Below are 25,826 nucleotides of genomic sequence, written 5' to 3'. Positions count from 1 at the left end.
TAGACGGCGACCGTCTCAATCCCCATACGGCGCGCAGTCTTGATGACCCGGCAGGCGATCTCGCCGCGGTTGGCGATCAGGATTCGTTTGAACATGCTCTTCTTGGGCTTCTTCGGATTTGGGCTTTTGGCAGGATTCCTCCCCGCGCAATCCGGCACGGGCCACTCCGTTGGTACAGCAAATTGCCCCGGAGGCAACGGTGTAATGCAGACCATGCCTTGCACCAGGCCAGTGTCCGGCCAGCCCTTGGCGGTAGCCCGAGGGGGATTTCAGCCCGTATAGGTCTTGAAGCGGCCGCGGGAATGGGCCTTCGCGACGGCTTTCATCAGCTCGCTGACCTCGTTCTCCAGGAATTCATTGGCCACGACCAGCGCCCGGATGGTCGCGCGCAGATTCCCGCCGCAGGCGGAAATCGCCTGATCGACAGCCGCTTCCAGCCCGTCATCGTCGTCAGATTCGGGCCGTGCAGACATCGTGGTGTATCCGGGATTCAGGTGACGCATCATGTTCCTATTTTGTTCTCATCAAGTCAATCGGATCTTTGATCGGACGCCGTCTCCTGTGCCGCCGCTTTCTTCCGGCGCCAGCGCGCGAGGCATTGCAGGGTCCAGATGTCGGTAACGATCTCGACGAGGACGTTGACGATCAACTCGGCCATACCGGCATTCCTTCCAATGGCAATGTCCGGCAGTTCTACGTCGCGGAACACCGATCGCGATGTGATGGCGCGCACGCACCACGCGTGAACAGTGCTTGGTTGGATCGTATCGGCATGTGCTAGAAGTCCGGTTGCCCGCCAAAGACCTGAAGTGAGCAAGATGCGGTTTCGAAATCCGGTCGTCACGACGCTTCTCCTGACATGCCTATCTGCAATCCCCGGCCTGCCGGCGACCGCCGCCGGCCCGGCAGTCTCAGCCGTCATCAAGGATGCCGGCACCGTTCAGCTCGGCAATACGACCTACCGGCTCGACGGCATCGACGCGCCGGCGGTCGATCAGCTCTGCATCGATGAGCACGCCGACGTCTGGACCTGCGGGATCGAAGCGCGCGACCAGCTCGCCAAGCTGATCGGCGGCAAGCCCATTCATTGCGACGACATCGGCGTCGATCCGACCTTCAAGAAGCGCCGCCTCGGCGTCTGCAAGCTCGAGGGCGACCCGACCAGCCTCAGCCAGGTGCTGGTGCAGAAGGGCTATGCGCTCAATCTTGAGGGGTCGGCCACTGGCCGATTCAAGCCGGATGAAGCCGCCGCCAAGGACAATCGTGCAGGGTTGTGGAAGGGCTGCTTCGTGGCGCCGCGCGATTTCCGCACCGCCAAGAAGGATGGCGCCCTGCTCGGCAACGCCTGCCCGGCCGACCGCGACACGCAGATCCGCGACGCACTGTTTCCCAGCGACCTGCCTATGCCGGCAAGCTGCAACATCAAGGGCAAGTATGCCGTGCGCGCCCGCGTCACCGGCAATATCGGCATCTATCATTTGCAGGCGTGCCGCAGTTACCCCGGCCTCGGCAATCCGGATCGCTGGTTCTGCTCCGAGGAGGATGCGCAGGCCGCCGGGTTCCGCCGGGCCTATAATTGCCGCCCGCCCAAAAGCAAGTGACGGGCAAGTGAACGCGCGGTGATGCGACAAATCACGCTGGCAAAGCCGCCTCGTCCTGTGTGAAACTGCGCCTAGAGGTTGCCGGCGCGTATGACCCCTCCCGATCCCTCTGATGTGCTTCCCGAAGCTGCGGCAGCCGAACGGCTGCGGCAGCACCTTGAGGAGATCGCGCGTGAACGCGATCGCGCCCATCGCGAGTTGCAGGAGCGCGAGGCCGAGCTGGCGCGGATCCAGCGCATCGCCCGGGTCGGCGGGCTCGAGATCGATTTCCGCGACGGCGTGCGCAACCGCCGCTCTCCCGAATATCTCCTGGTGCACGGGCTGCCGCCCGACGAGATCAACGAGACCTACGAGAACTGGGTCGCGCGCATTCATCCCGACGACCGCGAACGAACGATCAAGCATCTGTTCGACGTGCTCAAGGCGGGCGGCGAGGACTACACGGCGGAATACCGCATCATCCGCCCGAACGACGGCGAGAGCCGCTGGATCCGCGTCGTCGCCAAGATCGAGCGCGACCGCAGCGGCCGCGCGCTGCGGCTGGTCGGCGCCGATCTCGACGTCACCGATCAGATGCTGGCGCAGGAAACCCTGCGCGAAAGCGAGGAACGCTTCCGCCTGATCGCCGACAGCGCGCCGGTGCCGATCTGGGTGACCAAGCTCGACCGCACCCGCTCGTTCGCCAACCAGGCCTATCTCGATTTCCTCGGCCTGCCGTTCGAGGAAGCGGTCGTGTTCGACTGGCGCAAGGCGCTGCATCCGGATGATCTGCCCAATATCCTGCAGGAGCAGATCACCGGCGAACTCTCGCTCAAGCCGTTCGTGCTCGAGGCGCGCTATCGCAACGCCACCGGCGACTGGCGCTGGCTGCGTTCGGAATCGCAGCCGCGCTGGGACCCAAACGGCAAGCATATCGGCTTCATCGGCGTCGCCCACGACATCACCGCGGCCAAGGAAGCCGAGATCGAGCTGCGCAAGCTCAACGAGTCGCTGGAGCGTCGCATCCTGGAGCGCACCGCGCAGCTCGAATCCCGCGAAGCCCAGACCCGCGCCATCCTGGAAACCAGCCATCAATATCAGATGCTGCTCAACCGCGACGGCGACCTGCTCTACACCAACCAGACCGCGCTGGCCGGCATCCGCGCCGAGGCTGCCGACGTGGTCGGCAAGCCGTTCTGGGACACGCCGTGGTTCACCGCGACCGGCGGCATGCCGCGCGTGGTCCAGAATGCCTTCACGACCGCGATGCGCGGCGAAGAGGTCAAGATCGAGCTGCAGCTGCAGCTGCCGATCGGCGAGCGCTATTTCGATTTCGCGATGCGGCCGCTGCAGGACCAGCACGGCACGATCGTCGGCGCGGTGCCGGAGGCGGTCGACATTACCGAGCGGCGGCGCGGCGAGGAAGCGTTGCGGCAATCGCAGAAGATGGAAGCGGTCGGCCAGCTCACCGGTGGCGTGGCGCACGATTTCAACAATCTGCTCACCATCATCCGCTCCGCGACCGACTTCCTGCGCCGCCGCGATCTACCGGACGAGCGGCGCCGGCGCTACATCGACGCGATCTCGGAGACCGTGGAGCGCGCCTCCAAGCTCACCGCGCAGCTGTTGGCGTTCGCGCGCAGGCAACCGCTCAATCCCGAAGTGTTCAATGTCGGAACGCAGGTCGACAGCGTGGTGCAGTTGATCCGCCCGCTGGTCGGCGGACGGATTCATATCGAGGTCAGGATCGAGGATCCCGACTGTTTTGCGATCGCCGATATCGGCCAGTTCGAGACCGCGATGATCAACCTAGCCGTCAACGGCCGCGACGCCATGAACGGCGAAGGCCAGCTGACGATCGGCGTCAGAAAGGTCAAGCACATCCCTGCCCTGCGCGCCCAGGCTTCGCGCAGCGGCGATTTCGTCACGGTATCGATCCAGGATACCGGCACCGGCATCTCACCGGAAAATCTCGACGCGATCTTCGAGCCGTTCTTCACGACCAAGGAAGTCGGCAAGGGCACGGGCCTCGGATTGAGCCAGGCCTTCGGCTTCGTCAAGCAATCCGACGGCGACATCGAGGTCACCTCGACGCCCGGGCACGGTGCGAGCTTCACCATCTATCTGCCGCAGGCGATGCACCCCGTGGACATCAAGGTCGCAGCCAGCGCAGGCACCGAGCAGACCTCGATCGGCCGCGGCTATCGCGTCCTTGTGGTGGAGGACAATGACGATGTCGGCCAGTTCTCGACCGAACTGCTCGAGGATCTCGGCTATTCGGTCAAGCGCGCGGCGAATGCCAACGCAGCGCTGTCGATCCTCTCCGAGAACGAGTTCGCCGCCGACCTCGTGTTCTCCGACGTGATCATGCCCGGCATGAACGGCGTCGAGCTCGCCGGCGTGATCCGCGATCGCTTTCCCGGCCTGCCGGTGGTGCTGACCAGCGGCTACAGCAACGTGCTCGCCGAGAACGCGCATAGCGGCTTCGAGCTGATCCAGAAGCCTTATTCGGTCGAAGCGCTGTCGCGCACGCTGCGCAAGGCGATCGCCGAGCAGCGGGCGACCGCTCCCAAGGCCTAATATCCCAAGTCCTGATGTCCCAAGGTTTGATAGCGCGCGGGTCCGCTGCGCCCTACTCGATCACCACATGCGCGACGCCGAGCTGCAGGATGCCGAGCGCGCGGGCTGCCGTCGTCGAGACATCGATGATCCGTCCGCGGATGAACGGGCCGCGGTCGTTGACCCGGCACTGGATCGACTTACCGCGATAGGACACCGTGATCATGCTGCCGAACGGCCGCTTGCGATGCGCGCAGGTCATCTCGCCGCGCTTGCCGATGCCGTGATAGTAGGACGCAAGGCCACTCTCTGCGTTTGCCATGGACGAGGCAAACAGCAACATGGCCGCGGACATTGCTGCGGTTTTCATTGGTCGCCTGCCGGTTGAGTCCCCAAGGGAACGCGGTGCCGGCGGAACGAACCTCACAAATATGGCTGTTACACGGCGTTCAAGCCGCATTCTCGACGCTGTCTTCGGCCAGCAGCGCGCGGACGTCCTGCGCGGGAACCGGCCTGCTGAACAGATAGCCCTGCATCTGGGTGCAGCCGAGCATCTGCACGGTGTCGCGCTGCTGATCGGTCTCGACGCCCTCGGCGGTCGTGATCATGTTGCGGTCGGCAGCGATCGAGACCACTGCGCGGATGATCGAGGCCGAGCCCGAGTTGCGGGTCACTTCCTTGACGAAGCTGCGGTCGATCTTGATCTTGTCGAACGGGAAGCGCTGCAGATATTGCAGCGACGAGTACCCGGTGCCGAAATCGTCGAGCGCGATGTGGACGCCGAGCGCACGGAGCTGTCCGAGCGTGACCAGCGCGGCATCGTCATCGGCGATCAGCACCGCCTCGGTGATCTCGAGTTCGAGCCGGCGCGGATCGAGCCCGCTCTCGGCCAGCGCATTGGCGACCTTCAGCGCCAGCGTCTCCGACTTGAACTGGATCGGCGAGACGTTGACCGCAAGCCGCACATGGGCGGGCCAGGCCGCCGCCTCGATGCAGGCGGTGCGCAACACCCACTGCCCGATCTCCTCGATCAATCCGGTCTCCTCGGCGACCGGTATGAAGTCCGCCGGCGAGATCATGCCGCGCACCGGATGGCGCCAGCGCAGCAGCGCCTCGCAGCCGGTCACCTCGTCGCTGCGCAGGTCGACCAGCGGCTGGTAGTGCAATTCGAAACCGCCTTCGGCCAGCGCGGTTCGCAGGTCGGCCTCCAGCGCGCGGCGCAAATTGGCCTGCTTCTCCATCGCCGGATCGAAGAAGCGATAGGTCCTGCGACCAGCGGCCTTGGCCGCGTACATGGCAAGGTCGGCGCATTTGAGCAGGCCGAACAGGTCGGAGCCGTGGCGCGGGGCGATCGCGATGCCGATGCTGGCATCGCTCGACAGCCAATGGCCGAGGCAGTCGAACGGCGTGCGCAACGACTGATAGACGCGCGCCACCAGATCGCTGACGTCGTCGTCCGAGGTGATGTCGTGCTGGACGATCGCGAACTCGTCGCCGCCGAGCCGCGCGATGAAGTCATTCGACCCGACCGACTGCCGCAGCTTCTCGGCCACGCGGCGCAGGAATTCGTCACCGATCGGATGGCCGAGCGTATCGTTGATCCGCTTGAACTCGTCGATATCGATGTAGTGGATCGCGAATTCGCGCACCGTTGCTTCGCGCAGCAGCTCTTCGGCGTGGCGCTGGAATAGGGTCCGGTTCGGCAGATTGGTCAGCGCATCGTAATGCGCGAGATATTCGATCCGCGCCTGGGCACGCCGCCCGTCGGTGACGTCCTCGAGCGTGGTGGCCCAGCCGCCGTCCGGCGCGCGCTTGTAGATCAGGCGGATGCTGCGGCCGTCGGGTGTCATGATCACGGCGTCCCGAACCTGGTCGCCCCTCGGATCGGTAAAGCGGGCACAGTAGGCATCGACATCACCGACGAACGAGCCGAGCGCCTGGCGATGCAGGATCAGGTCGCGCAGATGGCATCCGGGTTTGACGATGTCGGGCGACAGGCCGAACATGTCGATATATTGCTGGTTGCAGATCACGAGCCGCGCCGAGGCGTCGAACAGCAGCAGCCCCTGAGTCATGGTGTTGATCGCGGTGTCGAGGTGCTGGCTTTTTTCGGACAGCCTCCGCTGCGCCGCATCGTGCTGCCGCTGCAGCTGCCGCACGATCAGGAAGACCATCATGATCACGATCAGCACCGCCAGCACTGCGGCACAGAACTGCAGCTTGGTCTGGGCGCGCCAGTCCTCCAGCGCGCTGGAGGTCTTCGTGGTAGCCAGGATCAGGATTGGAAAGTGCGACAGCGACCGGACCGCGCCGACATTCTCCTCGCCGGCGGCGCCGATGAAGCGCCCGGACGTGTTGCCGCCGAGGCCAATGATCTTCCGGAACAGCGACTGGTCGGTGATGTTGCTACCGACCACGCTCGCATCCTGCGGATAGCGCGCGATGATCGTGCCATCGCGATGGATCATCGAGATCACGGTGTCGCCGTTCAGCGCCAGCGAGGCCACGAAATCCTCGAAATGGCTGGGCTCGACGCCGCGGCTCGCAAAACCGATGATCTCGCCGTTGCGCCCGGTGATCTTGCGGGCAAAGACCGTGGTCCAGTTGCCCGTCACCTTGCTCATCACGGGCTCGACGATGACGGGCGATGTCGGCCGTCCGGACGTGAACTCCTGGAAGTAGCGGCGGTCCGCGATGCTGACGTCCGGCACCGGCCACATCTCGGACGAGTTGATCAGCCATCCCTTGGCGTTGAACAGATTGAGCCCGCCGACATGCGGCAGCGCAGCCAGCCGGGTGCGCAACATCTCGTGCGCGCTCAACAGCGACATGCTTTTCTCGAACTGATCGGCGGTATCGACCTGCTCCGACCGCAGATAATTCAGGATGTCGTCGTGGACATGCTGGAGATCGCTGAGCTGCTGGTCGAAATGCCGCGACAGCAACAGCGCGGTATTGTTGAGCTCACGCTCCGACACCTCCAGCGCGCGTTCGCGAAACTGCAGCGCGAGGTAGCCGGTGCCGAGCGTGATCGCGAGCACCAATAGCGCGGCGCTCAGGACGAGCCACTGAACGGCACTCATCCTCGTGGCGCGCGACACACCTGTGATCGACAGCCGCCGGTGTTCCGGCATCACGCTGTTCGTTTGGACGACCGACATTTTCCTGCCCCTGTGGGTGCCCTTCTACGCGAGCACAACCCAAGGGGTCGTTAGGAAAATCAGTTATTGGACGGTTAAGGCGAATGCGCACACGAGCGCGATCGGCGGGACAATCGTCAGGAGACGACTGCCACAGTCTATGCCGCCGCCTGCTTCAGGCTGCACTCGATCAGCGCGCCTTCGATGGTGAATTTCGAGAATGGCGAGAACGGCGTCACGGCCTTGAGTGCTGCGAAGAATTGCGAGTCGCCCGGAGACTTCAGGAGAAAGCGGATGTGGTTGGCTGACAGCGCATCACGCGACAGCCAGACGACGCCGGAGAACAGCGCCACGAGCATCTGCGCGTAATCGGCGGTATCGGCGAGGCCGAGATCGTAGATCGGGGACACATTGACGAAGCGCGCGCTGAGCGCCGGCGCCGTATATCGGCTCATCAACAGGCGCCGGACCTGGCAGACCGCGTGGACCCGCTCTCCGTCGGTCAGGTGATACAGACCCTGGCTGTCGCCTTCCCTGGCTGTCAACGCCTCGAAGGCGGCGATGCCGCCGAAAGTGGCAAAATCCTCTCCGACGCCTTCAGCGTCCTTCTTCCATTGTGCCTTGATGTGACGCCAGGACCGCTCAGGGTCCTTGATTGGCAGGAGCCGCATAGTTACCGGGCGGTTAGCGGGAAGGCCTTGATCGGAGCGATACTATGTCGCAGGCATTAAGCCTTTGCTTACAGCGGTAGCCGGTTGCGCCGACATCACGACTGCCCGGGTGACGTGTACCCGAATGAACTTCGTCCGCTTGGGCATTCGAGTGCACGAGCGCTCGAGCTTACGGCTTGCAGCAAGCCGAAGCCTCCGGCGGCGCCGCCTGCGGCTGCGGCGCGCAACACGCGCTCTGTTTCTCGCCCTGCTTTTCGTGCGCGACGCGTGCGGTCCGCTCGCCGGTGCCGTCGCCATAGACGATGCTCTCGCCCGTCGTGTGAAACGTCTCCCAGGCGATCCCCGCGGGATCGTCGATCCAGGATTTCTCCGACTTGGCATAGCAGCACACGGTCTGGCCCTGCTCGATCACCTCGCCGCCGGCCTTGCGCAGCCGCCCATAGACCTCGCCGAGCTCTTCCGCGCTCTCCACCTGGATGCCGAGATGATCGAGACCCGGCTCGCGGCCGCGTGTCGAGATCGCGAAGTTGACGCGGGGATCGTCGAGCATCCATTTGGCATAGTCGGATTTGACGACCGAAGGTTCAGCCCCGAACAGCGCCGAATAGAAGCCGACCGATTGCGGGATGTCCTTGACGGCGACGTGAACATGCATGCGCTTCATGGGGCAGCCCTTTCGTGCGGCGACGCCGGATGGATATTCCATCCCAAGCATGCTCAGATATCAACACTGTTGAAACGGGAGTTCTGCTGCGGAATGGATGCACTGACGCTGTTCGGATTGTTCGCCGTGACCATGATGCTCGTCTGCTACGCGGCCGAAGATCGCAGCCCCTGGTTCATTCTGGCCTTTGCGGTCTCCTGCGCGCTGGGCTCGGCCTACGGTTTCCTGCAGGGCGCCTGGCCGTTCGGCCTGGTTGAGGCGATCTGGGCCGTGGTCGCGGCGCGCCGGTGGTTGCTGCGCCGAACCGCCGACAGCGTGTAACGTTATAGTATCCACGGCCAATCTGTCGCGGCGGCGAACTTGAATGCACGCGGCCACGGCGCTAAGTAGGCCCCATGGCCGCTTCGCGCAGCATGATTCAATCTTCCTCTCACGCAACGGGACCGCGCCGCTGGCGCAGCCTGCTTGCGGGATTGATCTCGCTTGCGCTCGTGCTGTCGTTCTTCCACGGCTGGACTTCCGACGGCGATGACGATGCGGCCGCCGGCTTTGCGATCGCACAGTCGATCAACGACACCGGCGGCAAAGCCCCCGCGCATCCGGCCTCATTGCATGGCGATCACTGCCTGACACACGTCGCCTCGGTCGCTCCGCAGGAAACCGCATTCCCGATCGCCTACGCGCCGCATAGCTATGCGGACAGCAGCATCGAGCTGCCGGCATCGGCCGAGCGCCTCTCTCCCTTCAAACCACCCCGCGCCTGATCCGGTCGGCATGACCGGCCGTGCGTCGCTGCCATCGGGCAGCGCGCATGCTTCCGCACAGATCGATGTCGCGACAGCGCATGGCCATCGGCCGGCGCTGCGGAGAGGCGTACATGAAACGGGTTGTTCTATTTTTCGCCGGCGTCGCCGCCGGCATTGCACTGGTATTCCTCGCTGCCGGAGGCGTCGGCTGGCCGGTCAAGTTCCCGGCCACGACGCAGGAGACCGCGTCCGAGAGTCCACCGAGGGCCGAGGCCAAGCATGAAGCGCCCGGACATATCGAGCTGAGCGAAGACCAGATTCGCGAAGCCGGCATCACGCTCGCGCAAACCGGCGGCGGAATGCTGAAGCGGCATTTCCTCGCGCCGGGATCGCTGATCCCCGACGCTGATCACATCGGCCGCGTCTCGGTGCGCGTGCTCGCAACCGTCACGGAACTGCGCAAACGTCTCGGCGACGTCGTCGAGAAAGGCGAGATCGTCGCCGCGATCGAGAGCCGCGAGGTCGCCGACGCCAAGAGCGAATACCTCGCCGCACGGCTCACCAACGATCTGCAACAGACGCTCTATGCCAGGCAGAAGACGCTGGTCGAGACTCGCATCGTCTCGGAAAACGAGTTCCTGCGCACGCGGCTGAGCGCGAACGACGCCCAGATCAAGCTCGACGGCGCACGCCAGAAGCTGTTTGCGCTCGGCCTGTCGGAAAGCGAGATCGCAGATCTGCCGAACCAGCCACCGGAGAGCCTGCGGACCCAGTTCCTGCGCGCGCCGATCAGCGGCCGGGTGTCCGAACGGCGTGTCGATCTCGGCGGGTTGATCGGGCGCGAGGGCCAGGAGAGCGAGCTCTACGTCATCGTCAATCTCGACGACATCTGGGTCGACCTGGCGGTTTCGCCTGAGGACATCAACGCAGTCCGCGAAGGCGTGTCGGTGAAAATCCGGGCCATCGGCACCGAGGACGAAGCCAGCGCCGGCGTGATCTTCGTCAGCCCTCTGCTCGACCGCGAGACCCGCAATGCCCGCGTGATCGCGACCATGCCCAACAAGGACCACCGCTGGAAGCCCGGCACCTTCGTCACCGCGGAGGTCCCGCTGTCAGGTGCGGCATCGGCCGTGATGGTCTCGAAGCAGGCGATCCAAACCATCAAGGGAACACCGACCGTATTCGTGCGCGATGCCGACGGCTTCGAGGCGCGGTCGGTGCGCACCGGCCGCGAGGACGACGACGATATCGAGATCGTCACCGGCCTTGCCGCCGGCGAGACCATCGCGGTGCAAAACACCTTCACCCTGAAAGCAGAAGTCGAGAAGTACGAAGCGGAGCACGGCCATGATTGAGCGCATCATCGGTCTCGCGATCCAGCGGCGCTGGGTCGTCGTCACGCTGGCGGCGATCCTGATGTTCATCGGCGGCGTGGCGTTGACCAAGCTGCCGATCGACGCGGTGCCCGACATCACCAACAAGCAGGTCCAGATCAACACCGTGGCGCCAGCGTTGTCGCCGGCGGAGATCGAGAAGCAGATCACTTTCCCGATCGAAACGGCGCTGGCGGGCGCGCCGGGACTGGAGAGCACGCGCTCGCTGTCCCGCAACGGCTTTTCGCAGATCACGGCAGTGTTCAGTGAATCGACCGACATCTATTTCGCCCGCCAGCAGGTCGGCGAACGCCTCACCGAAGTCCGCGCGCGCCTGCCGCAAGGCATCGAGCCGCGGATCGGGCCGACCTCGACAGGTCTCGGCGAGATCTACATGTGGACCGTCCATTACTCCGGCGAGAAGGTGCAGACCGACGGTGCGCCGGGCTTGCAGAGCGACGGCCGCTTCCTGACGGCCGACGGCCAGGTGCTGCGGAGCGAAGTCGAGAAGGACGCCTATCTGCGCACGGTGCAGGACTGGATCATCAAGCCGCAGATCAAGATGGTTCCGGGTGTCGCCGGCGTCGATTCGATCGGCGGCTATCTCAAGCAATACCAGGTTCATCCCGATGCCGCGAAGCTGATCGCGCTCGGCCTGACCTTCGCCGACGTCGCCAAGGCGATCGAGAGCAACAATGTCAGCCGCGGCGCGCGCTATATCGAGCGCAACGGCGAAGGCTTCGTGGTCCGTTCCGGCGGCCGGCTCGAGAACATCGAGGAGCTCGGCGCCGTCGTCGTCACCACCCGCGGCGGCGTCCCGGTCCGGATCCGCGACCTTGCCACGCTTTCGATCGGCGGCGAGACCCGCACCGGCAGCGCCAGCGAGAACGGCCGCGAGGTCGTGGTCGGCACGGCACTGATGCTGATCGGCGCCAACAGCCGCACCGTGTCGGCCGCGGTCGACGCCAAGTTGCGCGCGATCACGCCGTCGCTGCCGGCGGGCGTCAAGGTCGAGACGGTGCTGGACCGCACCCAGCTGGTCGATGCGACGATCGGCACCGTGGCGCGCAATCTCTCCGAGGGCGCGCTGCTGGTGATCGCCGTACTGTTCGTATTGCTCGGCAACTTCCGCGCGGCGCTGATCACCGCACTGGTGATCCCGATCGCGATGCTGATGACCGCGATCGGCATGTGGCAGGGCCGCATCAGCGCAAATCTGATGAGCCTCGGCGCGCTGGATTTCGGCCTGATCGTCGACGGCGCCGTCATCATCACCGAGAACAGCCTGCGTCATCTCGCCGAGAAGCAGCATGCGCTCGGCCGTGTGCTGACGCGCGACGAACGGCTGACGACGGTGCGGGCCTCCGCCGTCGAGATGGTGCAGCCGAGCCTCTACGGCCAGGCCATCATCCTCTTGGTCTATGTTCCGCTGCTCACCTTCACCGGCGTCGAGGGCAAGATGTTCGAGCCGATGGCGCTGACCGTGATCCTCGCGCTCGCCGCCGCCTTCGTGCTGTCGCTGACGCTGGTGCCGGCGCTGATCGCGATCGGCATCACCGGCCGCGTGCAGGAGAAGGAAAACTGGCTGGTTGCCGCGCTGAAGCGCTGCTACGGCCCGCTGCTGCGGCGCGCGGTCACAACACCCGTTCCCGTCATCGCGGTGGCAGTCGTGCTGTTCGCCGCCGCCCTGTTCGGCTTCTTCCGCCTCGGCCAGGAGTTCATCCCCTCGCTCGACGAGAAGAACATCGCGATGCACGCGCTCAGGATTCCGAGCACGGCGCTGTCGCAGTCGCAGGCGATGCAGCTCTCGGTCGAAAAGGCCGTCAGCCGCTTCCCGCAGGTGTCGTTCGTATTCTCGAAGACCGGCACCGCGGAGGTGGCGAGCGACCCGATGCCGCCGAACGCCTCCGACACCTTCATCATCCTCAAGCCGCGCGCGCAGTGGCCGGATCCATCGCTGACCAAGGAGCAACTGATCGAGGAGATCTCGAAGGCGGTCGGCCGGCTGCCGGGCAACGTCTATGAATTCACCCAGCCGATCCAGATGCGCTTCAACGAACTGCTCGCCGGCGTGCGCGGCGACATCGCGGTCAAGGTGTTCGGCGACGAGTTCGAACCGATGCAGAAGGCCGCCAACCAGATCGCGGCCGCATTGCGCAGCGTGCGCGGCGCGACCGACGTCAAGGTCGAGCAGGCCAGCGGCCTCCCCGTGCTCGAGATCAAGGTCGACAAGGCAGCGATCGCCCGGCGAGGCCTCAGCGTCTCCGAAGTCCAGGGCGTGATCGGTGCCGCGGTCGGCGGTCAGGATGCCGGCGTCGTGTACGAGGGCGATCGCAGCTTCGACATCGTGGTGCGACTGCCGGAGAGCGTGCGCTCCGATCTCGAAGCGTTGAGCAATCTGCCGGTCGCACTGCCGAAGGCAACGCCGAGCTCGCCGGTGCAGAGCCTGCCGCTCAACCGCGTCGCGCAGTTCTCCTTCACCGAAGGCCCGAACCAGATCAGCCGCGAGAACGGCAAGCGCCGGATCGTGGTGACGGCCAATGTCCGCGGCCGCGATCTCGGCTCGGTGGTCGAGGAAGCTCAAGCCAAAGTCGCGCAATCGGTGCAGCTGCCGCCGGGCTACTGGATGACCTGGGGCGGCCAGTCCGAGAATCTCGCCGCGGCGCGCCAGCGCCTTGCCCTCGTGGTGCCGGCCTGCTTTGCCATGATCTTCCTGTTGCTGCTGGCGGCGATGGGGTCAGTGCGCGACGCGCTCCTGGTGTTCAGCGCGGTGCCGCTGGCGCTCACCGGCGGCATCGCGGCGCTTTGGTTGCGCGGCATGCCGTTCTCGATCTCGGCCGCGGTCGGCTTCATCGCACTGTCGGGCGTTGCGGTGCTGAACGGGCTCGTGATGCTGAGCTTCGTCAGGCAATTGCGCGAGCAAGGCGTGCCGCTGCGCGAGGCCATCGAGCAAGGCGCCCTCACCCGCTTCCGGCCCGTGGTGATGACGGCGCTGGTGGCCTCGCTCGGCTTCGTGCCGATGGCCTTCGCCACCGGCACCGGCGCCGAGGTGCAGAAGCCGCTCGCCACTGTCGTGATCGGGGGCCTGATCAGTGCGACCCTGCTGACACTTGCCGTGCTGCCCGCACTCTATGCACGGTACGGCCATGCCGGCAGCGCTGCGCAGAGTGAGAGGACCGCGATTCAGCCGGCGGAATGACGGCTCGTCGACCGGCAGTCGCTGAGAAAAAATCCGCCCGTAACAGCGCCGAACCGGCGCTGTTACAATTCTGTCATGTGACAAAACTAAACGAAGGCAGCGGCGGGCTGCCGCGGGGCTTCATCAGGGGGAATAACAAGATGCGTCGTGCCATTACATTGCTGTCCGCGAGCATGATCGCGCTCTCGGTGGGCGCCGCCTCGGCGCAAAATGCAAAGCCCCGCAACCTGATCCTGTTCGTCCCCGACGGCCTGCGCGGCGGCATCGTGACGCCGGAGACGGCGCCGGCGATGGCTGAGCTCCGCGACAAGGGCGTCCACTTCAAGAACTCGCATTCGCTGTTCCCGACCTTCACGATGGCAAACAGCTCGGCGCTGTCGACCGGTCATTATCTCGGCGACACCGGCACCTTCTCCAACACGATCTATACCGGCTACACCTCGGTGCCCGCCGGTGACACCGTGGTGCCGTTCATCGAGAACGATGCCGTGCTCGCCGATATCGACGATCACTTCAATGGCGACTATCTCAACGAGGAGACGCTGCTGAAGATGGCCCGCGGCCAGGGCTTCAGCACCGCCGCCATTGGCAAGGTCGGCCCCACCCTGTTGTTCGACCACACCGATCGCGGCAAGAACACCATCGTGGTCGACGATTCCACCGGCGGCAAGACCGGCGTGCCGCTCTCCGACGAGATGAAGGATGCGTTGACCAAGGCCGGGCTGCCGCTCGCCACGCCGAGCCGCGGCGACAACGCCAAGGCGGGCGATGCCAAGACGCCCGGCACCACCGTCGCCAATGTCGCGCAGCAGGCCTACATGGCCGATGTCGCGACCAAGGTCGTGCTGCCGATGTTCAAGGCGCGCAACAAGCCGTTCGTGCTGGTGTTCTGGTCGCGCGATCCGGACGGCAGCCAGCACAACACCGGCGACAGCCTCAACACCATCACGCCCGGCATCAACGGTCCGACCTCGATGGCCGGCATCAAGAATGCCGACAACAACCTCGCTCAGCTGCGCAAGGCGCTCGACGAGCTCGGGCTATCCGCCAGCACCAACATCATGGTCTCGTCCGACCACGGCTTCTCGACGATCTCGAAGGAGAGCAAGACCAGCCCCTCGGCCAAGATCGCCTATGACGACACGCCGAAGGATTTCCTGCCGATGGGCTTCCTGGCGATCGACCTCGCCAAGGCACTGGACCTGCCGCTGTTCGACCCCAACGACAAGAACGCCAAGGTCGCCGACAACGCCCACCCCAAGGCCGGCAACGGCGTGCTCGGCAAGGATCCGACCAAGCCCGACGTCGTGATCGCGACCAATGGCGGCTCGGACCTGATCTATCTGCCGAACCGTGACAAAAAGCTCGCCGACCGCGTCATCAAGGCGCTGCTCGAGCAGGACTATGTCAGCGGCCTGTTCGTCGACGACAAGCTCGGCAACTTCCCCGGCACGCTGCCGATGTCGAACCTCAATCTGAAGGGCAAGGCAGTGACGCCGAACCCCTCGATCGTGGTCAACTTCCGCTCCTGGTCGAGCGGTTGCCCGATCCCGACCAACTGCTCGGTGCAGATCGCCGACACCGTGCTGCGCCAGGGCCAGGGCATGCATGGCAGCTTCAGCCGCGGCGACACCTACAACTTCACCGCCGCGATCGGCCCCGACTTCAAGGCCGGTTATGTCGACCCGCTGCCGGTCAGCAACGCCGATATCGGCATGACCGCGACGCAATTGCTCGGCCTGCGCGCGCCGAACAATGGCGGGCTGATCGGCCGGGTGATGTCGGAAGCGCTGCCGAACGGCATCGTGCCGAAGATGGCCGAGGGCACCCTGGTGTCGAAGAAGCCGTCGGCCAACGGGCTGCGCACCGTGCTCAAATTCCAGCGTGTGCTCTCGACCCGCTATTTCGACGTCGCCGGATTCCCGGGGCGGACGCTGGGACTCGAGGAGACCGAGGGCAAACAGAAAACGGCGGGGAAGTGATCCCCGCCGCTCTCGCTTGAAACCATTTCGTTCGGGATGATGCAGGCATCACCCCGAGCGATTACATCATCCCGATGTCGAACACGTTGGGCAGCTGTGCTGCGAGCGGAAGCGCAGTCGCGCCGACCAGCGTCGCCACCATCGCCGCCAGCGCACGACCGGTGCGGCGCTGACCGCGCATCCGGCCGGCGATCCACTCGAGAACCTTGCTGTCCATCTTGGTGCCCTGCGTCGGCGCCCAGCGGCCGATCTCGGTGTCGGGCGACAGCGCCACGGTGCGCGGCGGCACCGGCAGGCCGGACTCGGAGGCGGCATGATGGGCGATCGCCTTGGCGAGCAGGTCGTCGAACCGGCCGCTATCGCTGCGCTCGGCAGCCGCCTCGTTGATCGCGAACAGCGCCTCGATCTCGGCCCGGCTGACCGGCTGATGCTCGACCGCGGCCGCCGTCAGGATGCGCGCGCACCAGGCAGCGTCATCGGCATCGAGTGTTCGGGAGAAATGGATGCGGCCCTTGGTGGTCGGGCCTTCGCCGGTGATGACGCCGTCGCGCACGATGGTCAGCGCATGGGCGGCGGTCTTGCGGCAGGATGGATGCAACGCACCGCTGAGAGCCTCAGCGGTCTTGGTACTTGGGGTAGACATTGTGGGAGCTTTCAATTCCTATCTCTGGCCAGCTTTTCCATGCGGGCGTAAACGAGTGGTTAATGATTCGGAACTTGGGTTCCGAGATTTTTAGATGGTTGCTATTTGGTCGCTTTGGAAGCTGTTGCGGTTCAGTCCTATAGCAGCCGGGGCCGGCGTGATGACGGGGATAAGCGGCTTTATCTAGGCATTTCCAAGCTTTTGTGCCGCATCTGATATTTCGCCGCAGGGGCCTGGATCAAAACAAGTTGCTTGGAATTCCACCCTCAAGGAGAAATGTTTCACCTTTTTTCAGAAGCCGTTCACTTAAGCCTTTTGTCGTCCTATAATGGAACTCGACCACCTCAAGCACAATTTTAGCTGCAACATCAAAGAGATGAGGTAAAATCATGGCACTTCAGATTGGCGCAGTCGCCCCCGACTTCGAAGCCGAAACCACCGAAGGCAAGGTCAAGTTTCACGACTGGATCGGCAGTAGCTGGGCGCTTTTGTTCTCCCATCCCAAGGACTTCACCCCGGTCTGCACCACCGAGCTCGGCACCCTCGCCCGCCTGAAGCCCGAGTTCGACAAGCGCGGCGTCAAGCTGATGGGCCTGTCGGTCGATCCGGTGGATCGCCACGCCAAATGGTCCGACGACATCAAGGAGACCCAGGGCGCCGCGCCGAACTATCCGATGATCGGCGACACCGACTACAACGTGTCGAAGCTCTACGACATGCTGCCGGCGTCGACCTCGGGCGATCCCCTCACCCGTACGCCGGCGGACAACCAGACCGTCCGTAACGTCTTCATCATCGGCCCCGACAAGAAGATCAAGCTGGTGCTGGTCTACCCGATGACCACCGGCCGGAACTTCCAGGAGATCCTGCGCGTCATCGACTCGCTGCAACTCACCGCCAAGCATCGCGTCGCCACCCCGGCCGACTGGAAGCAGGGCGAGGACGTGATCATCGCGGGCTCGGTCAACAACGACGAGGCCAAGACGATCTATCCGCAGGGCTGGAAGGAACCGAAGCCCTATATCCGTATTGTGCCGCAGCCGAAGTAACGGCTGGAACGACGAGGTCGAGTGGCAAGCGCACAGCCTGTGATCGTCTGGTTTCGCGACGATCTGCGGCTGTCGGATCACCCGGCCCTTTACGAAGCAGCCAACCGCGGTTCGCCCGTGGTTGGCCTCTATGTTCGTGACGAAGCTAGCCGTGCCCTGAAGGCTCCGGCCGCGCGCCCCCTCGGGGGCGCGACGCGCTGGTGGCTGGCGCAGTCGCTGCGCGCGCTTCGCAAAAGTCTTGAGACGATCGGTGGAACGCTGGTGCTCCGCACCGGACCGGCCGTTTCCGTGATCGCCAGCGTGGCGCGCGAAGCCAATGCAGATGCGGTGTTCTGGAACGACATCGCGCAGGCGCCGCATCAGGCGGTTGCCGCCGATGTTGAAGCCGCGCTCGCAAAGGATGGCGTGGCCTCGGAAATTTTCACCGGCGACCTGCTCGTTGTACCCAGGGCAATCCGCAACAAGGACAACCGCGGCCTGCGTGTGTTCACGCCATTCTGGCGGCGCGTGCAGGGGCTCGGCGATCCGCCGAAGCCGTTGCCGGCGCCGAAGAAACTCACATCGATCCGCGGCATCGCGAGCGAGGCGCTCGACGATTGGCAACTCGAACCTGTCGGGCCGGATTGGGCCGGCGGCCTGCGCGAGACCTGGACACCGGGCGAAGCCGGTGCGCAGGCGCGCCTGAAGGCGTTCCTCGATGACGGCATCCGCGGCTACAGCGGCGACCGTGACCGGCCCGACCGCGACGGCACCTCGCGCCTCTCGCCGCATCTGCGCTTCGGCGAGATCAGTCCACGCCAGCTCTGGTACGCCGCCCGCTTCGCCGCCGCCGAGCACCCGCGCCTCGCCGGCGACATCGACAAGTTCCTCAGCGAGCTCGGCTGGCGCGAGTTCTGCCGCCATCTGCTGTTCGACGTCCCTGATCTCGCCGAGCGGAATTTGCAGGAGCATTTCGACGCCTTTCCATGGAAGCGCGACGCCCGTGCATTGAAGGCCTGGCAGCGCGGCCTGACCGGCTACCCGATCGTCGATGCCGGCATGCGCGAGCTTTGGCACACCGGCGTGATGCACAACCGGGTGCGCATGGTGGTGGCCTCGTTCCTGGTCAAGCACCTGCTGATCGACTGGCGCGCCGGCGAGCAATGGTTCTGGGACACGCTGGTCGATGCCGATGCCGGCTCCAACCCGGCGAACTGGCAATGGGTCGCGGGCTCCGGCGCTGATGCCGCGCCCTATTTCCGCGTCTTCAATCCGATCCTGCAAGGCGAGAAGTTCGATCCCGACGGCGGCTATGTCAGGCGCTGGGTACCGGAACTGGCGCAGCTCCCAAACGACCTGATCCATCAACCCTGGACCGCGACGCCGATCGAACTTGCCAGCGTCGGTGTCGAGCTCGGTAAGACCTACCCGCAGCCGATCGTCGACCACAAGCAGGGTCGCGAACGCGCGCTTGCGGCTTACGCGAAGATTAAGCGCGGCGATTGACCAGCAGCACCGCCGCGGCGCAGGCGGCCATGCCGGCGATGGCGACAGAGTCCAGCTTTTCATCGAACAGAAGGTAGGCCATCAGCGCGGTCACCGCCGGCACCAGATAGAACAGGCTCGCGACCGAGGTCGCGGCATGATGTCGGATCAGCCAGTACAACAGCCCGATCGAGCCGATCGACAGCGCGAACACCAGCCAGGCCAGCGCCAGCACGAACTCGCTGGTCCAATGCACGACATTGGCCTCGAACAGCCACGCGCCGATGCCGAAGAAGATCGTCACCGCGATGTACTGCACCACATTGCCAGCGCGCCAGTCGATCGCATTGCAGTAGCGGCGCTGATAGAGCGTGCCGAGCGTGATCGAGATCAGCGAGACGCCGGAGGCAAGCCAGCCCCACCCCGCCTCGCCCGTCATCGGACGGTTGTGCAGGATCAGCACGACGCCGGCGAGGCCGAGCACCAGCCCGCCCCATTGCAGCGCCGTGACGCGCTCGCCGAGCCACCGATTGGCGATGGTCGAGGTCAGGATCGGCTGCAGGCCGGGGATCAGCGCCGAGAGCCCGGCGGGGATCGAATGCGCGATCGCGATCGCGGTGCCGCCGAGATAGAAGCCGTGCACCAGGATGCCGGCCACCGCGCTGTGGAAAATGCCTGCCCGGTCCGGCCATTTCGGCCGCACCACCGCAGCGATGGCAGCCATGACCACCACCACGAGCGCCATCCGGATCGCGAGATAGGTCAGCGGATCCGCATTGTTGATGACGTATTTGGTGCCGATGAATCCCGTGCTCCACAGCACGACAAAGATCGCCGGCGCCAGACGAGCGGCAGTTTCCTCGAAGCTCTTGTTCATTGCCGACCGTCATTGCCCGAAGATGAGGCAGCCGGCAATCGCGAAGTTTGGCGGGGTCGGCGGAGGCACGCCCCAGGCACACTGCCGTCGCTGCGAGCGCGGAATCGCAATTGTCTACGGCCACATCCAACAGCCGGGCCCGACGCGTGCCTGCACTATTTCTGAATTATAGAATAATACAGCTGATTTGCCCGACGTGTCAAGTTGCCGTGTCGAATGCCGGCACGCCGACGGCTACTTTGCATGGGGTTGTTTTCGATGTTTTGGCAGCGACACCATCCGTCCGGCGGCGTCGGACGCCCCTCACCTGAGGCGATACTTCCTGCCGTTGGTGTTCGGGTCGCTGTTGTCGCTTGTCGAGAACATCAAAGCGGGACCGAAATAATTCCAGGTATCCCGATAAAACGCGAAGCGGCCAGCGCCTTTGTTGATGATCTCCTGCTGGGCGCTGTTCGCCGGGCCGAGCAGCTTGTCGTCTTCATACAGCCGGGCGGCATCGAGCGCGCCGTCCACGTATTTGACGGGGATGAGATAAGCATGTCCCTTGTAGAGGTGGAAGGCGCCGCGGATGAGACTCGGATCGAGCGGGCCCGCAGGAACCAGGTACAGGACGGCGCTCGACACCAGCGCAAAAAGCGTCGATGCGATCGCGATCCGTGCACTGGACGAGATCCCGAACGGCATTTTCCCGGGTCCTTGCTGGCTGGACTCCCCGTGCTTCGCGATGCCCGCCTTCGTCGCATAGAGCTGATAGGAATCGGTCAAACCCTGCTCGCGGCCGTCACGAAAGCCGATCTGGTAGGACATGCGCCCGCATAGCGCGAACAGCACGACCAGACTGAGAGCGAGGGGCAATACGGTCATGAGGTGACGCCAATTGGTGTGACGGCCGGGATCGTCAACTTACGTAGCCGTTCGGGAGCTCGAAATCCATTCCCTGCGCGGCGTCGGCGCTGAGAAGGTTCATCCATTCCACCCAATGCGGCATCCTTATGGATGACGCACAAGATTTTCGAGTCCAATCTCCCCTTATACCTCGGCGGATTTAGGAACACCGCCCGGCACCAGGCGTTTTTGACATGTGGGCGAGCGAAGTCCGCGCCCCCGCGCCCGAGCGGAAACTGCCGAACGAAATTTCGTGATCGGCCGACGGCCGGATACCGGTTGCGATCGTGGCGTCACGCAACACGTAACGGCGACCAGACCAACAATTCAGGATCAGCGACTATGGCCGAAACCGGCAAGTATCTTCGCGTTCGCTGTGTCGACAACACCTTGCAGCGGGGCACGCTCTCGCTCGGCCGCGTCTATGACGTGACCAGGGATATCGAACGTGACGGCTATTACGAACTCAGCGGATTGGGGCGCTTCAGCCGGTCCAGGTTCGAGATCGTCGAGCCTGATGATGACGAGCGATAGACAGGAGTGCACGATGCCCAGAGGCGACAAGTCGAGCTACACCGACAAGCAGAAGCGGCAGGCCGAGCACATCGAGGAAGGCTACGAGAGGCGTGGCGTCTCGAACCGCGAGGCAGAGCGGCGCGCCTGGGCGACCGTCAACAAGGAGACCCATGGCGGCAAGAAGAGCGGCTCCGGCCGCGGGACGCGCGAAGACCATTCCCCGTCGCGCAAGGGCGGCGAGCTTGGCGGCAAGGCGTCCGCAAGCCGTCCGGCGGCAGCGCGCTCACGCTCAGCCAAGAAGGCCGCGCGGACGCGCAAGCGCAGGGCGGCGTGATCGGACCCCGGACCAGGCGGAAGGCAGACGTTTGAGGCGGCGCCTCGCAAATGCGTGATCAGCGCCGTCCTTGACTGCCTTCATTTGGGCACCTCCCGGGAACAGGCTTCTGGCGGCAGCAGCCAAGGGCTGCCACCGCAGGGGGTGCCTCCAGGTGCCGCGTCAATCCCGCACTGCGATGGAAGATGTCGATCTGCGCAATTTCGCCCGGGTCATCTCGGCCTGCACCCTCGGGCTTTGGGCATTTGCGGCTGGCCTGCTAATCGGGACTTTCGTCCTTTGGTGATTGCCCGTCCTTTAGGATTGCCCGTCGTTGGCGGAGACGCCGCCTGCCCTACCCGCCGCTCAGGTGATGCGCGGCGACGAACAAGGCGAGCGCGCTCAGCACCAACGCTGACGTGGCACCGGCAACGCCCCGTGCCAGTTCTGCCTTCGAAAGATTGGATCTGGTTGCCATCACAGCCTCCCGTGCGCGCGAGCTGAGCCGCGACCGCTCCGGCAGTGAGGCTCGCTCATGAAGATCATCGCACCATGAGGATGAACGCATCATGAGCAAAACGAACCGCGCACACCATCGGTTCCAAAATGACCGCTTGTGGATCGCTTTCGGAACGCCGGCGTTGACCGCATGCGGCGGCAGCGGGGCGAGCCGCGCTGGAATTTCGGAATCGGAGAGGCAATGGCGATCCGCTGGGGGCGGCTTCAACCGGCGATCTGGGCGGTCATCATCCTGCTTGCGACCGTCACGGCCGCCGGTGCCGAGGGCGACAGCGCGACTAAGTCGTCCGAGTTCATCCTGCTCGCCCAGATCGCGCTGCTGATCGCAGTCGGCCGCGGCCTCGGCGAGTTGATGCAGCGGGTCGGCCAGCCTTCCGTGATCGGCGAACTGCTGGGCGGCCTGCTGCTCGGCCCGTCGCTGTTCGGCTGGCTGTGGCCGTCGGCCCATGACCTGATCTTCCCTCACTCTGCCGAGCAGAAGGCGCTGATCGACGGCATCGCGCAGATCGGCATCCTGCTGCTGCTCCTGCTGACGGGCATGGAGACCGACCTCAAGCTGGTGCGCAAGGTCGGCCGCGCGGCGATGACGATCTCGGTCGCGGGCATCGCGGTGCCGTTCGCCTGCGGCTTTGCGCTCGGCGAAGTCTTGCCGCTGAGCCTGCTTCCGCATCCCGAAGCGCGGTTGATCGCCGCCCTGTTCCTCGGCACCGCGCTGTCGATCTCCTCGGTGAAGATCGTTGCCGTCGTTGTGCGGGAGATGAACTTCATGCGCCGCAATGTCGGCCAGATCATCGTCGCCTCCGCGATCATCGACGACACCATCGGCTGGATCATCATCGCCGTCATCTTCAGCCTCGCTTCACGCGGTACGCTCGATGTCCTCTCGGTCGCGCAGGCGCTGTTCGGCACGCTTGTCTTCCTCGCCGTCAGCTTCACGATCGGCAGGCGGCTGGTGTTCCGGCTGATCCGCTGGGCCAACGACAATCTGGTCTCTTCGGCCGCGGTGATCACCGTGATCCTGCTGCTGATGAGCGGAATGGCTGGCATCACGCATCTGATCGGTGTCCATACCGTGCTCGGCGCCTTCATCGCCGGCGTGCTGGTCGGGGAATCCCCGATCCTGACGCGGCAGATCGATGAGCGGCTGCGCGGCCTGATCTCGAGCCTCTTCATGCCGGTGTTCTTCGGCCTCGCCGGGCTGAACGCCGACCTCACTGTGCTGAAGGATCCGGCGGTGCTGGGCCTCACCGCCGCGCTGATCCTGATCGCGAGCATCGGCAAGTTCGGCGGCGCCTTTGCCGGCGGCGCGCTAGGCGGGCTGACCCGGCAGGAATCCTATGCGCTGGCGAGCGGCATGAATGCGCGCGGCTCGACCGAGGTGATCATCGCGACCATCGGCCTGTCGATGGGCGTGCTGAGCCAGACCCTGTTCTCGATGATCGTGACGATGGCGATCCTGACCACGATGGCGATGCCGCCGATGCTGCGCAGTGCGCTGGCGCGGCTGCCTCTCGGCAGGGAGGAAAAGGAACGGCTGGAGCGCGAGGAAGTTGAGCAGCGCGGCTTCGTCGCCAATCTCGAGCGGTTGCTGCTCGCGGTCGACGAAAGCGCCAACGCGAGATTCGCCGCGCATCTTGCCGGGCTGCTCGCCGGCGGACGCGGCCTGCCGATCACGGTGCTGCATGTCGGCGCACATGCCAGGCTGCAGGAGCAGAACCGTACTGGCGCGGAGAGCCCGGAGGCCGCGGTCGTCAATGCGGCCAAGGCCAGCGCCGAGGCCGAGGCCGATGGCGGCGGCAATGTCGACGTCATCAGCCGCGCCTCCGAGGAGACGCCGGCGAACGCGATCGCCGAGGAAGCCAAAAAGGGGTTCGACCTGCTCGTGGTCGGCATGGACGAGGTCACGGGCCCCGATGGCGGCTTCGACCGGCGGATCGACGAATTGACCTCGGGCTTCGACGGCCCGCTGGCGATCGCAGCCGCCAAGGGCGTGCACGCGAGCGAGCCGACGACGAATGCACGAAAAATCCTGGTGCCGGTCTCGGGCAGCAACGTGTCGCGGCGCGGTGCCGAGGTCGCGATCGCGCTGGCGCGTCTCGCCAGCGAACCGTTGCAGGTGGTCTATGTCTCGACCACGCGCGACAAGGGCGCCCGCCGCACCAGCCCCAGCATGTCGCTGGCGCCGGAGGAAGCGATCCTGAAGGACATCGCCGCGACCGCGGCGCGCTATGACATCAATGTGGCGACGCGGCTGCGCGCCAACACCGCGCCCGAAGTCGCGATCCTGCAGGAGATCACGGCAAGCCGGGCCGATCTGGTCGTGATCGGCGTCGACCGCATCCAGGGTGACAGCCTGAATTTCGGCAGCGTGGCGGCCGCCGTGCTCGGCAAATCGAAAGCGTCGGTGCTGCTGGTGTCGGACGGCGACGTCAGGCCCAAGACCTGATGCTCAAACCGCGAGCGCGTCCGCGCCTACCACTCTTCCGGACAGGGATCGACGATCTTCCAGAGATCGACCCCGTTCTTGATCTTCTTCATCTCGGTGGTGAGCCCACCATTGCGGCGGATCCAGTCCTTCACCGTGTCGGGGTAATAGGACATCAGGTCGGAGGTGCCCTCGAGGCTGGTGACCTTGATGCCGAAGGTGAAGGCCTTGTCGTAATAGGCCTGGTGGAAGCCGATGCTGGCCTTCGGCGTCACGCAGATCTTGTTCAGCGGCACGATGCCGAACACCAGCGTGCAGGCCGAGTTGCAGATGCCGTCGATCACGACACGCTCGCGGCGGTCGCGGATCTGCTTGTACTTGGCCTTGTACTCCTCGACATAGCCGCCATGGTCGCGCGTGATGTGCAGCACGGCTCGTGCCGGCGTGACCGCCAGGACCGAGAGCAGCAAGGCAACAAGGGGCGTGATGCGCATGAAATGTTCTAAACCGAGGGAAAGACGGCCCGGGCAGACCTGACCGCAAGACTCTGGCCGGACTGTGTTGGCAATCGGTTAAGCATCCGCAAAAAGGCAAAATTTGGCGCGCTGTGGCTGATTTCCCGCAGCTTTCGACCCGATTCCGGGTTAAATGATGCTTGGGACCGGCCCGGAAGCCGATTCCAGCGTGAATGCCCGGAGGCCGCCAATGACCAAGACCAAGCTTTTCGCCGCCCTAGCCGTGACCCTTTCCCTGGCCGTCCCGGCCCTGGCCCCGGCGGCTGCCGCCGACCTCTCGGCCTATCCGCACCACCGGCATCACCACCACCGGCACGCCCATTATGGCCTGCCCTACCATATCAGCTATCTGCACAATTACGGCCCCGGCCCGGCTCCGGGCAGCTTCGCCTATTACGACGGCCCGTCGACCAACAAGTGCTACCAGAGCTCGGCCGCCTATATCGGTCAGGACCGCCGCCGGCACCCCTGCTTCTGAGGACTTTGTTCCAGGGACTGGCTTTGCCAGGGATTTGGCTTGCCAAGGACTTGGTTTCAAAGGACTTGGTGGGCCGTGCGGACACCGCCGCGGTAGATCCGCGGCGCGGCTGGCCCTGTCAGCCCAAGTCTGATAATCGACCCGCAACGCGCTCGTAGCTCAGCTGGATAGAGCATCGGATTTCGATTCCGAGGGTCGGGAGTTCGAATCTCTCCGAGCGCGCCAGCG

Annotated in this window: 25 protein-coding genes and 1 tRNA gene; 14 read left to right on the top strand and 12 right to left on the bottom strand. The window is 64.8% G+C overall.

All coding sequences use genetic code 11. The features are described from left to right. The 3 genes from JQ616_RS40015 to JQ616_RS39145 all read right to left on the bottom strand — a co-directional run. Positions 1 to 215, bottom strand: a 215-nt coding sequence (locus JQ616_RS40015; RefSeq protein ID WP_212023518.1) for a biotin carboxylase N-terminal domain-containing protein, incomplete at its 3' end; no start/stop codon positions are given. Between the two features lie 54 nt (positions 216 to 269). Then, positions 270 to 473, bottom strand: a complete 204-nt coding sequence (locus tag JQ616_RS39150; RefSeq protein ID WP_212023517.1) for a hypothetical protein — start codon at positions 471 to 473, stop codon at positions 270 to 272. A 56-nt stretch (positions 474 to 529) separates the two neighbouring features. Continuing rightward, positions 530 to 844 carry a hypothetical protein gene (locus JQ616_RS39145; RefSeq protein WP_212023516.1) on the bottom strand — a complete coding sequence of 105 codons (315 nt, stop codon included), beginning with the start codon at positions 842 to 844 and terminating at the stop codon, positions 530 to 532. On the opposite strand from JQ616_RS39145, the gene JQ616_RS39140 reads away from it, so the two are divergent. Further along, complete coding sequence (locus JQ616_RS39140) at positions 819 to 1,601, top strand: thermonuclease family protein (RefSeq protein WP_212023515.1); 783 nt, start codon at positions 819 to 821, stop codon at positions 1,599 to 1,601. The two genes, JQ616_RS39145 and JQ616_RS39140, sit on opposite strands and share 26 nt — an antisense overlap. A gap of 90 nt (positions 1,602 to 1,691) precedes the next feature. Continuing rightward, positions 1,692 to 4,160, top strand: coding sequence for a PAS domain-containing hybrid sensor histidine kinase/response regulator (locus tag JQ616_RS39135; RefSeq protein ID WP_249137876.1), 2,469 nt, complete (start codon positions 1,692 to 1,694; stop codon positions 4,158 to 4,160). Between the two features lie 52 nt (positions 4,161 to 4,212). Here the strand turns inward: JQ616_RS39135 and JQ616_RS39130 are convergent, their stop codons facing one another. The 4 genes from JQ616_RS39130 to JQ616_RS39115 all read right to left on the bottom strand — a co-directional run bounded on the left by JQ616_RS39130 (position 4,213) and on the right by JQ616_RS39115 (position 8,614). After that, on the bottom strand, positions 4,213 to 4,509 hold the full coding sequence (locus JQ616_RS39130; RefSeq protein WP_249137874.1) for a septal ring lytic transglycosylase RlpA family protein: 297 nt from the start codon (positions 4,507 to 4,509) through the stop codon (positions 4,213 to 4,215). A gap of 79 nt (positions 4,510 to 4,588) precedes the next feature. Next, positions 4,589 to 7,300: a bifunctional diguanylate cyclase/phosphodiesterase gene (locus JQ616_RS39125; protein ID WP_212023513.1), complete on the bottom strand. Its 2,712-nt coding sequence runs from the start codon at positions 7,298 to 7,300 to the stop codon at positions 4,589 to 4,591. Between the two features lie 137 nt (positions 7,301 to 7,437). Then, positions 7,438 to 7,950, bottom strand: a complete 513-nt coding sequence (locus JQ616_RS39120) for a hypothetical protein (protein ID WP_212023512.1) — start codon at positions 7,948 to 7,950, stop codon at positions 7,438 to 7,440. Between the two features lie 169 nt (positions 7,951 to 8,119). Next, positions 8,120 to 8,614, bottom strand: coding sequence for an ArsI/CadI family heavy metal resistance metalloenzyme (locus JQ616_RS39115; RefSeq protein ID WP_212023511.1), 495 nt, complete (start codon positions 8,612 to 8,614; stop codon positions 8,120 to 8,122). Positions 8,615 to 8,707: 93 nt separating this feature from the next. Here JQ616_RS39115 and JQ616_RS39110 point away from each other — a divergent pair, with 93 nt between their 5' ends. The 5 genes from JQ616_RS39110 to JQ616_RS39090 all read left to right on the top strand — a co-directional run bounded on the left by JQ616_RS39110 (position 8,708) and on the right by JQ616_RS39090 (position 15,914). After that, positions 8,708 to 8,935, top strand: coding sequence for a hypothetical protein (locus JQ616_RS39110; RefSeq protein WP_212023510.1), 228 nt, complete (start codon positions 8,708 to 8,710; stop codon positions 8,933 to 8,935). 92 nt (positions 8,936 to 9,027) lie between these two features. After that, on the top strand, positions 9,028 to 9,378 hold the full coding sequence (locus JQ616_RS39105) for a hypothetical protein (protein ID WP_212023509.1): 351 nt from the start codon (positions 9,028 to 9,030) through the stop codon (positions 9,376 to 9,378). 113 nt (positions 9,379 to 9,491) lie between these two features. Beyond that, positions 9,492 to 10,715: an efflux RND transporter periplasmic adaptor subunit gene (locus JQ616_RS39100; protein ID WP_212023508.1), complete on the top strand. Its 1,224-nt coding sequence runs from the start codon at positions 9,492 to 9,494 to the stop codon at positions 10,713 to 10,715. After that, positions 10,708 to 13,932, top strand: a complete 3,225-nt coding sequence (locus JQ616_RS39095) for an efflux RND transporter permease subunit (RefSeq protein ID WP_212023507.1) — start codon at positions 10,708 to 10,710, stop codon at positions 13,930 to 13,932. The genes JQ616_RS39100 and JQ616_RS39095 overlap by 8 nt, the downstream gene beginning before the upstream one ends. 140 nt (positions 13,933 to 14,072) lie before the next feature. Further along, entirely contained in the window at positions 14,073 to 15,914 is a 1,842-nt protein-coding gene (locus JQ616_RS39090; RefSeq protein WP_212023506.1) for an alkaline phosphatase family protein, read from the top strand. A gap of 61 nt (positions 15,915 to 15,975) precedes the next feature. Here JQ616_RS39090 and JQ616_RS39085 read toward each other — a convergent pair whose 3' ends face one another. Further along, positions 15,976 to 16,557, bottom strand: coding sequence for a hypothetical protein (locus JQ616_RS39085; RefSeq protein WP_212023505.1), 582 nt, complete (start codon positions 16,555 to 16,557; stop codon positions 15,976 to 15,978). A 389-nt stretch (positions 16,558 to 16,946) separates the two neighbouring features. Here JQ616_RS39085 and JQ616_RS39080 point away from each other — a divergent pair, with 389 nt between their 5' ends. Next, the gene (locus JQ616_RS39080; RefSeq protein ID WP_212023504.1) at positions 16,947 to 17,606 is read left to right on the top strand and encodes a peroxiredoxin; all 660 of its coding nucleotides are present in this window, start codon (positions 16,947 to 16,949) and stop codon (positions 17,604 to 17,606) included. Positions 17,607 to 17,627: 21 nt separating this feature from the next. Beyond that, a complete protein-coding gene (locus tag JQ616_RS39075; protein WP_212023503.1) occupies positions 17,628 to 19,091 on the top strand; it encodes a cryptochrome/photolyase family protein in 1,464 nt (487 codons plus the stop codon). Here JQ616_RS39075 and JQ616_RS39070 read toward each other — a convergent pair. Continuing rightward, positions 19,075 to 19,947, bottom strand: a complete 873-nt coding sequence (locus tag JQ616_RS39070) for a DMT family transporter (RefSeq protein ID WP_212023502.1) — start codon at positions 19,945 to 19,947, stop codon at positions 19,075 to 19,077. The genes JQ616_RS39075 and JQ616_RS39070 overlap by 17 nt on opposite strands. A 303-nt stretch (positions 19,948 to 20,250) precedes the next feature. Then, complete coding sequence (locus JQ616_RS39065; protein ID WP_249137873.1) at positions 20,251 to 20,811, bottom strand: hypothetical protein; 561 nt, start codon at positions 20,809 to 20,811, stop codon at positions 20,251 to 20,253. A gap of 363 nt (positions 20,812 to 21,174) precedes the next feature. On the opposite strand from JQ616_RS39065, the gene JQ616_RS39060 reads away from it, so the two are divergent. Together JQ616_RS39060 and JQ616_RS39055 are read left to right on the top strand one after the other, a co-directional pair. Further along, the gene (locus JQ616_RS39060) at positions 21,175 to 21,366 is read left to right on the top strand and encodes a hypothetical protein (protein ID WP_212023501.1); all 192 of its coding nucleotides are present in this window, start codon (positions 21,175 to 21,177) and stop codon (positions 21,364 to 21,366) included. Positions 21,367 to 21,379: 13 nt separating this feature from the next. Beyond that, a complete protein-coding gene (locus JQ616_RS39055) occupies positions 21,380 to 21,682 on the top strand; it encodes a plasmid stabilization protein (protein WP_212023500.1) in 303 nt (100 codons plus the stop codon). A gap of 334 nt (positions 21,683 to 22,016) precedes the next feature. On the opposite strand, the gene JQ616_RS39750 is transcribed toward JQ616_RS39055, so the two are convergent. Further along, the gene (locus tag JQ616_RS39750; RefSeq protein WP_283812719.1) at positions 22,017 to 22,139 is read right to left on the bottom strand and encodes a hypothetical protein; all 123 of its coding nucleotides are present in this window, start codon (positions 22,137 to 22,139) and stop codon (positions 22,017 to 22,019) included. A gap of 222 nt (positions 22,140 to 22,361) precedes the next feature. Here JQ616_RS39750 and JQ616_RS39050 point away from each other — a divergent pair, with 222 nt between their 5' ends. After that, positions 22,362 to 24,626, top strand: a complete 2,265-nt coding sequence (locus JQ616_RS39050; RefSeq protein ID WP_212023499.1) for a cation:proton antiporter domain-containing protein — start codon at positions 22,362 to 22,364, stop codon at positions 24,624 to 24,626. 26 nt (positions 24,627 to 24,652) lie between these two features. On the opposite strand, the gene JQ616_RS39045 is transcribed toward JQ616_RS39050, so the two are convergent. Then, positions 24,653 to 25,099 carry a hypothetical protein gene (locus tag JQ616_RS39045; RefSeq protein WP_021080599.1) on the bottom strand — a complete coding sequence of 149 codons (447 nt, stop codon included), beginning with the start codon at positions 25,097 to 25,099 and terminating at the stop codon, positions 24,653 to 24,655. 211 nt (positions 25,100 to 25,310) lie between these two features. Between JQ616_RS39045 and JQ616_RS39040 the strand changes: the two genes are divergently transcribed. Both JQ616_RS39040 and JQ616_RS39035 read left to right on the top strand, forming a co-directional pair. After that, positions 25,311 to 25,598 (top strand): hypothetical protein, encoded by a 288-nt coding sequence (locus tag JQ616_RS39040; RefSeq protein ID WP_212023498.1) that lies wholly within the window; start codon positions 25,311 to 25,313, stop codon positions 25,596 to 25,598. 148 nt (positions 25,599 to 25,746) lie between these two features. Next, positions 25,747 to 25,823 (top strand) — tRNA-Arg (locus tag JQ616_RS39035). Positions 25,824 to 25,826: the final 3 nt, after the last annotated feature.

Origin of the sequence: Bradyrhizobium tropiciagri (genome assembly GCF_018130545.1) — a bacterium.
GTDB classification, from domain to species: domain Bacteria; phylum Pseudomonadota; class Alphaproteobacteria; order Rhizobiales; family Xanthobacteraceae; genus Bradyrhizobium; species Bradyrhizobium tropiciagri_A.
The sequence above is the reverse complement of the archived record's forward strand: the minus strand, read 5'-3'. Positions and strand labels throughout refer to the sequence as shown.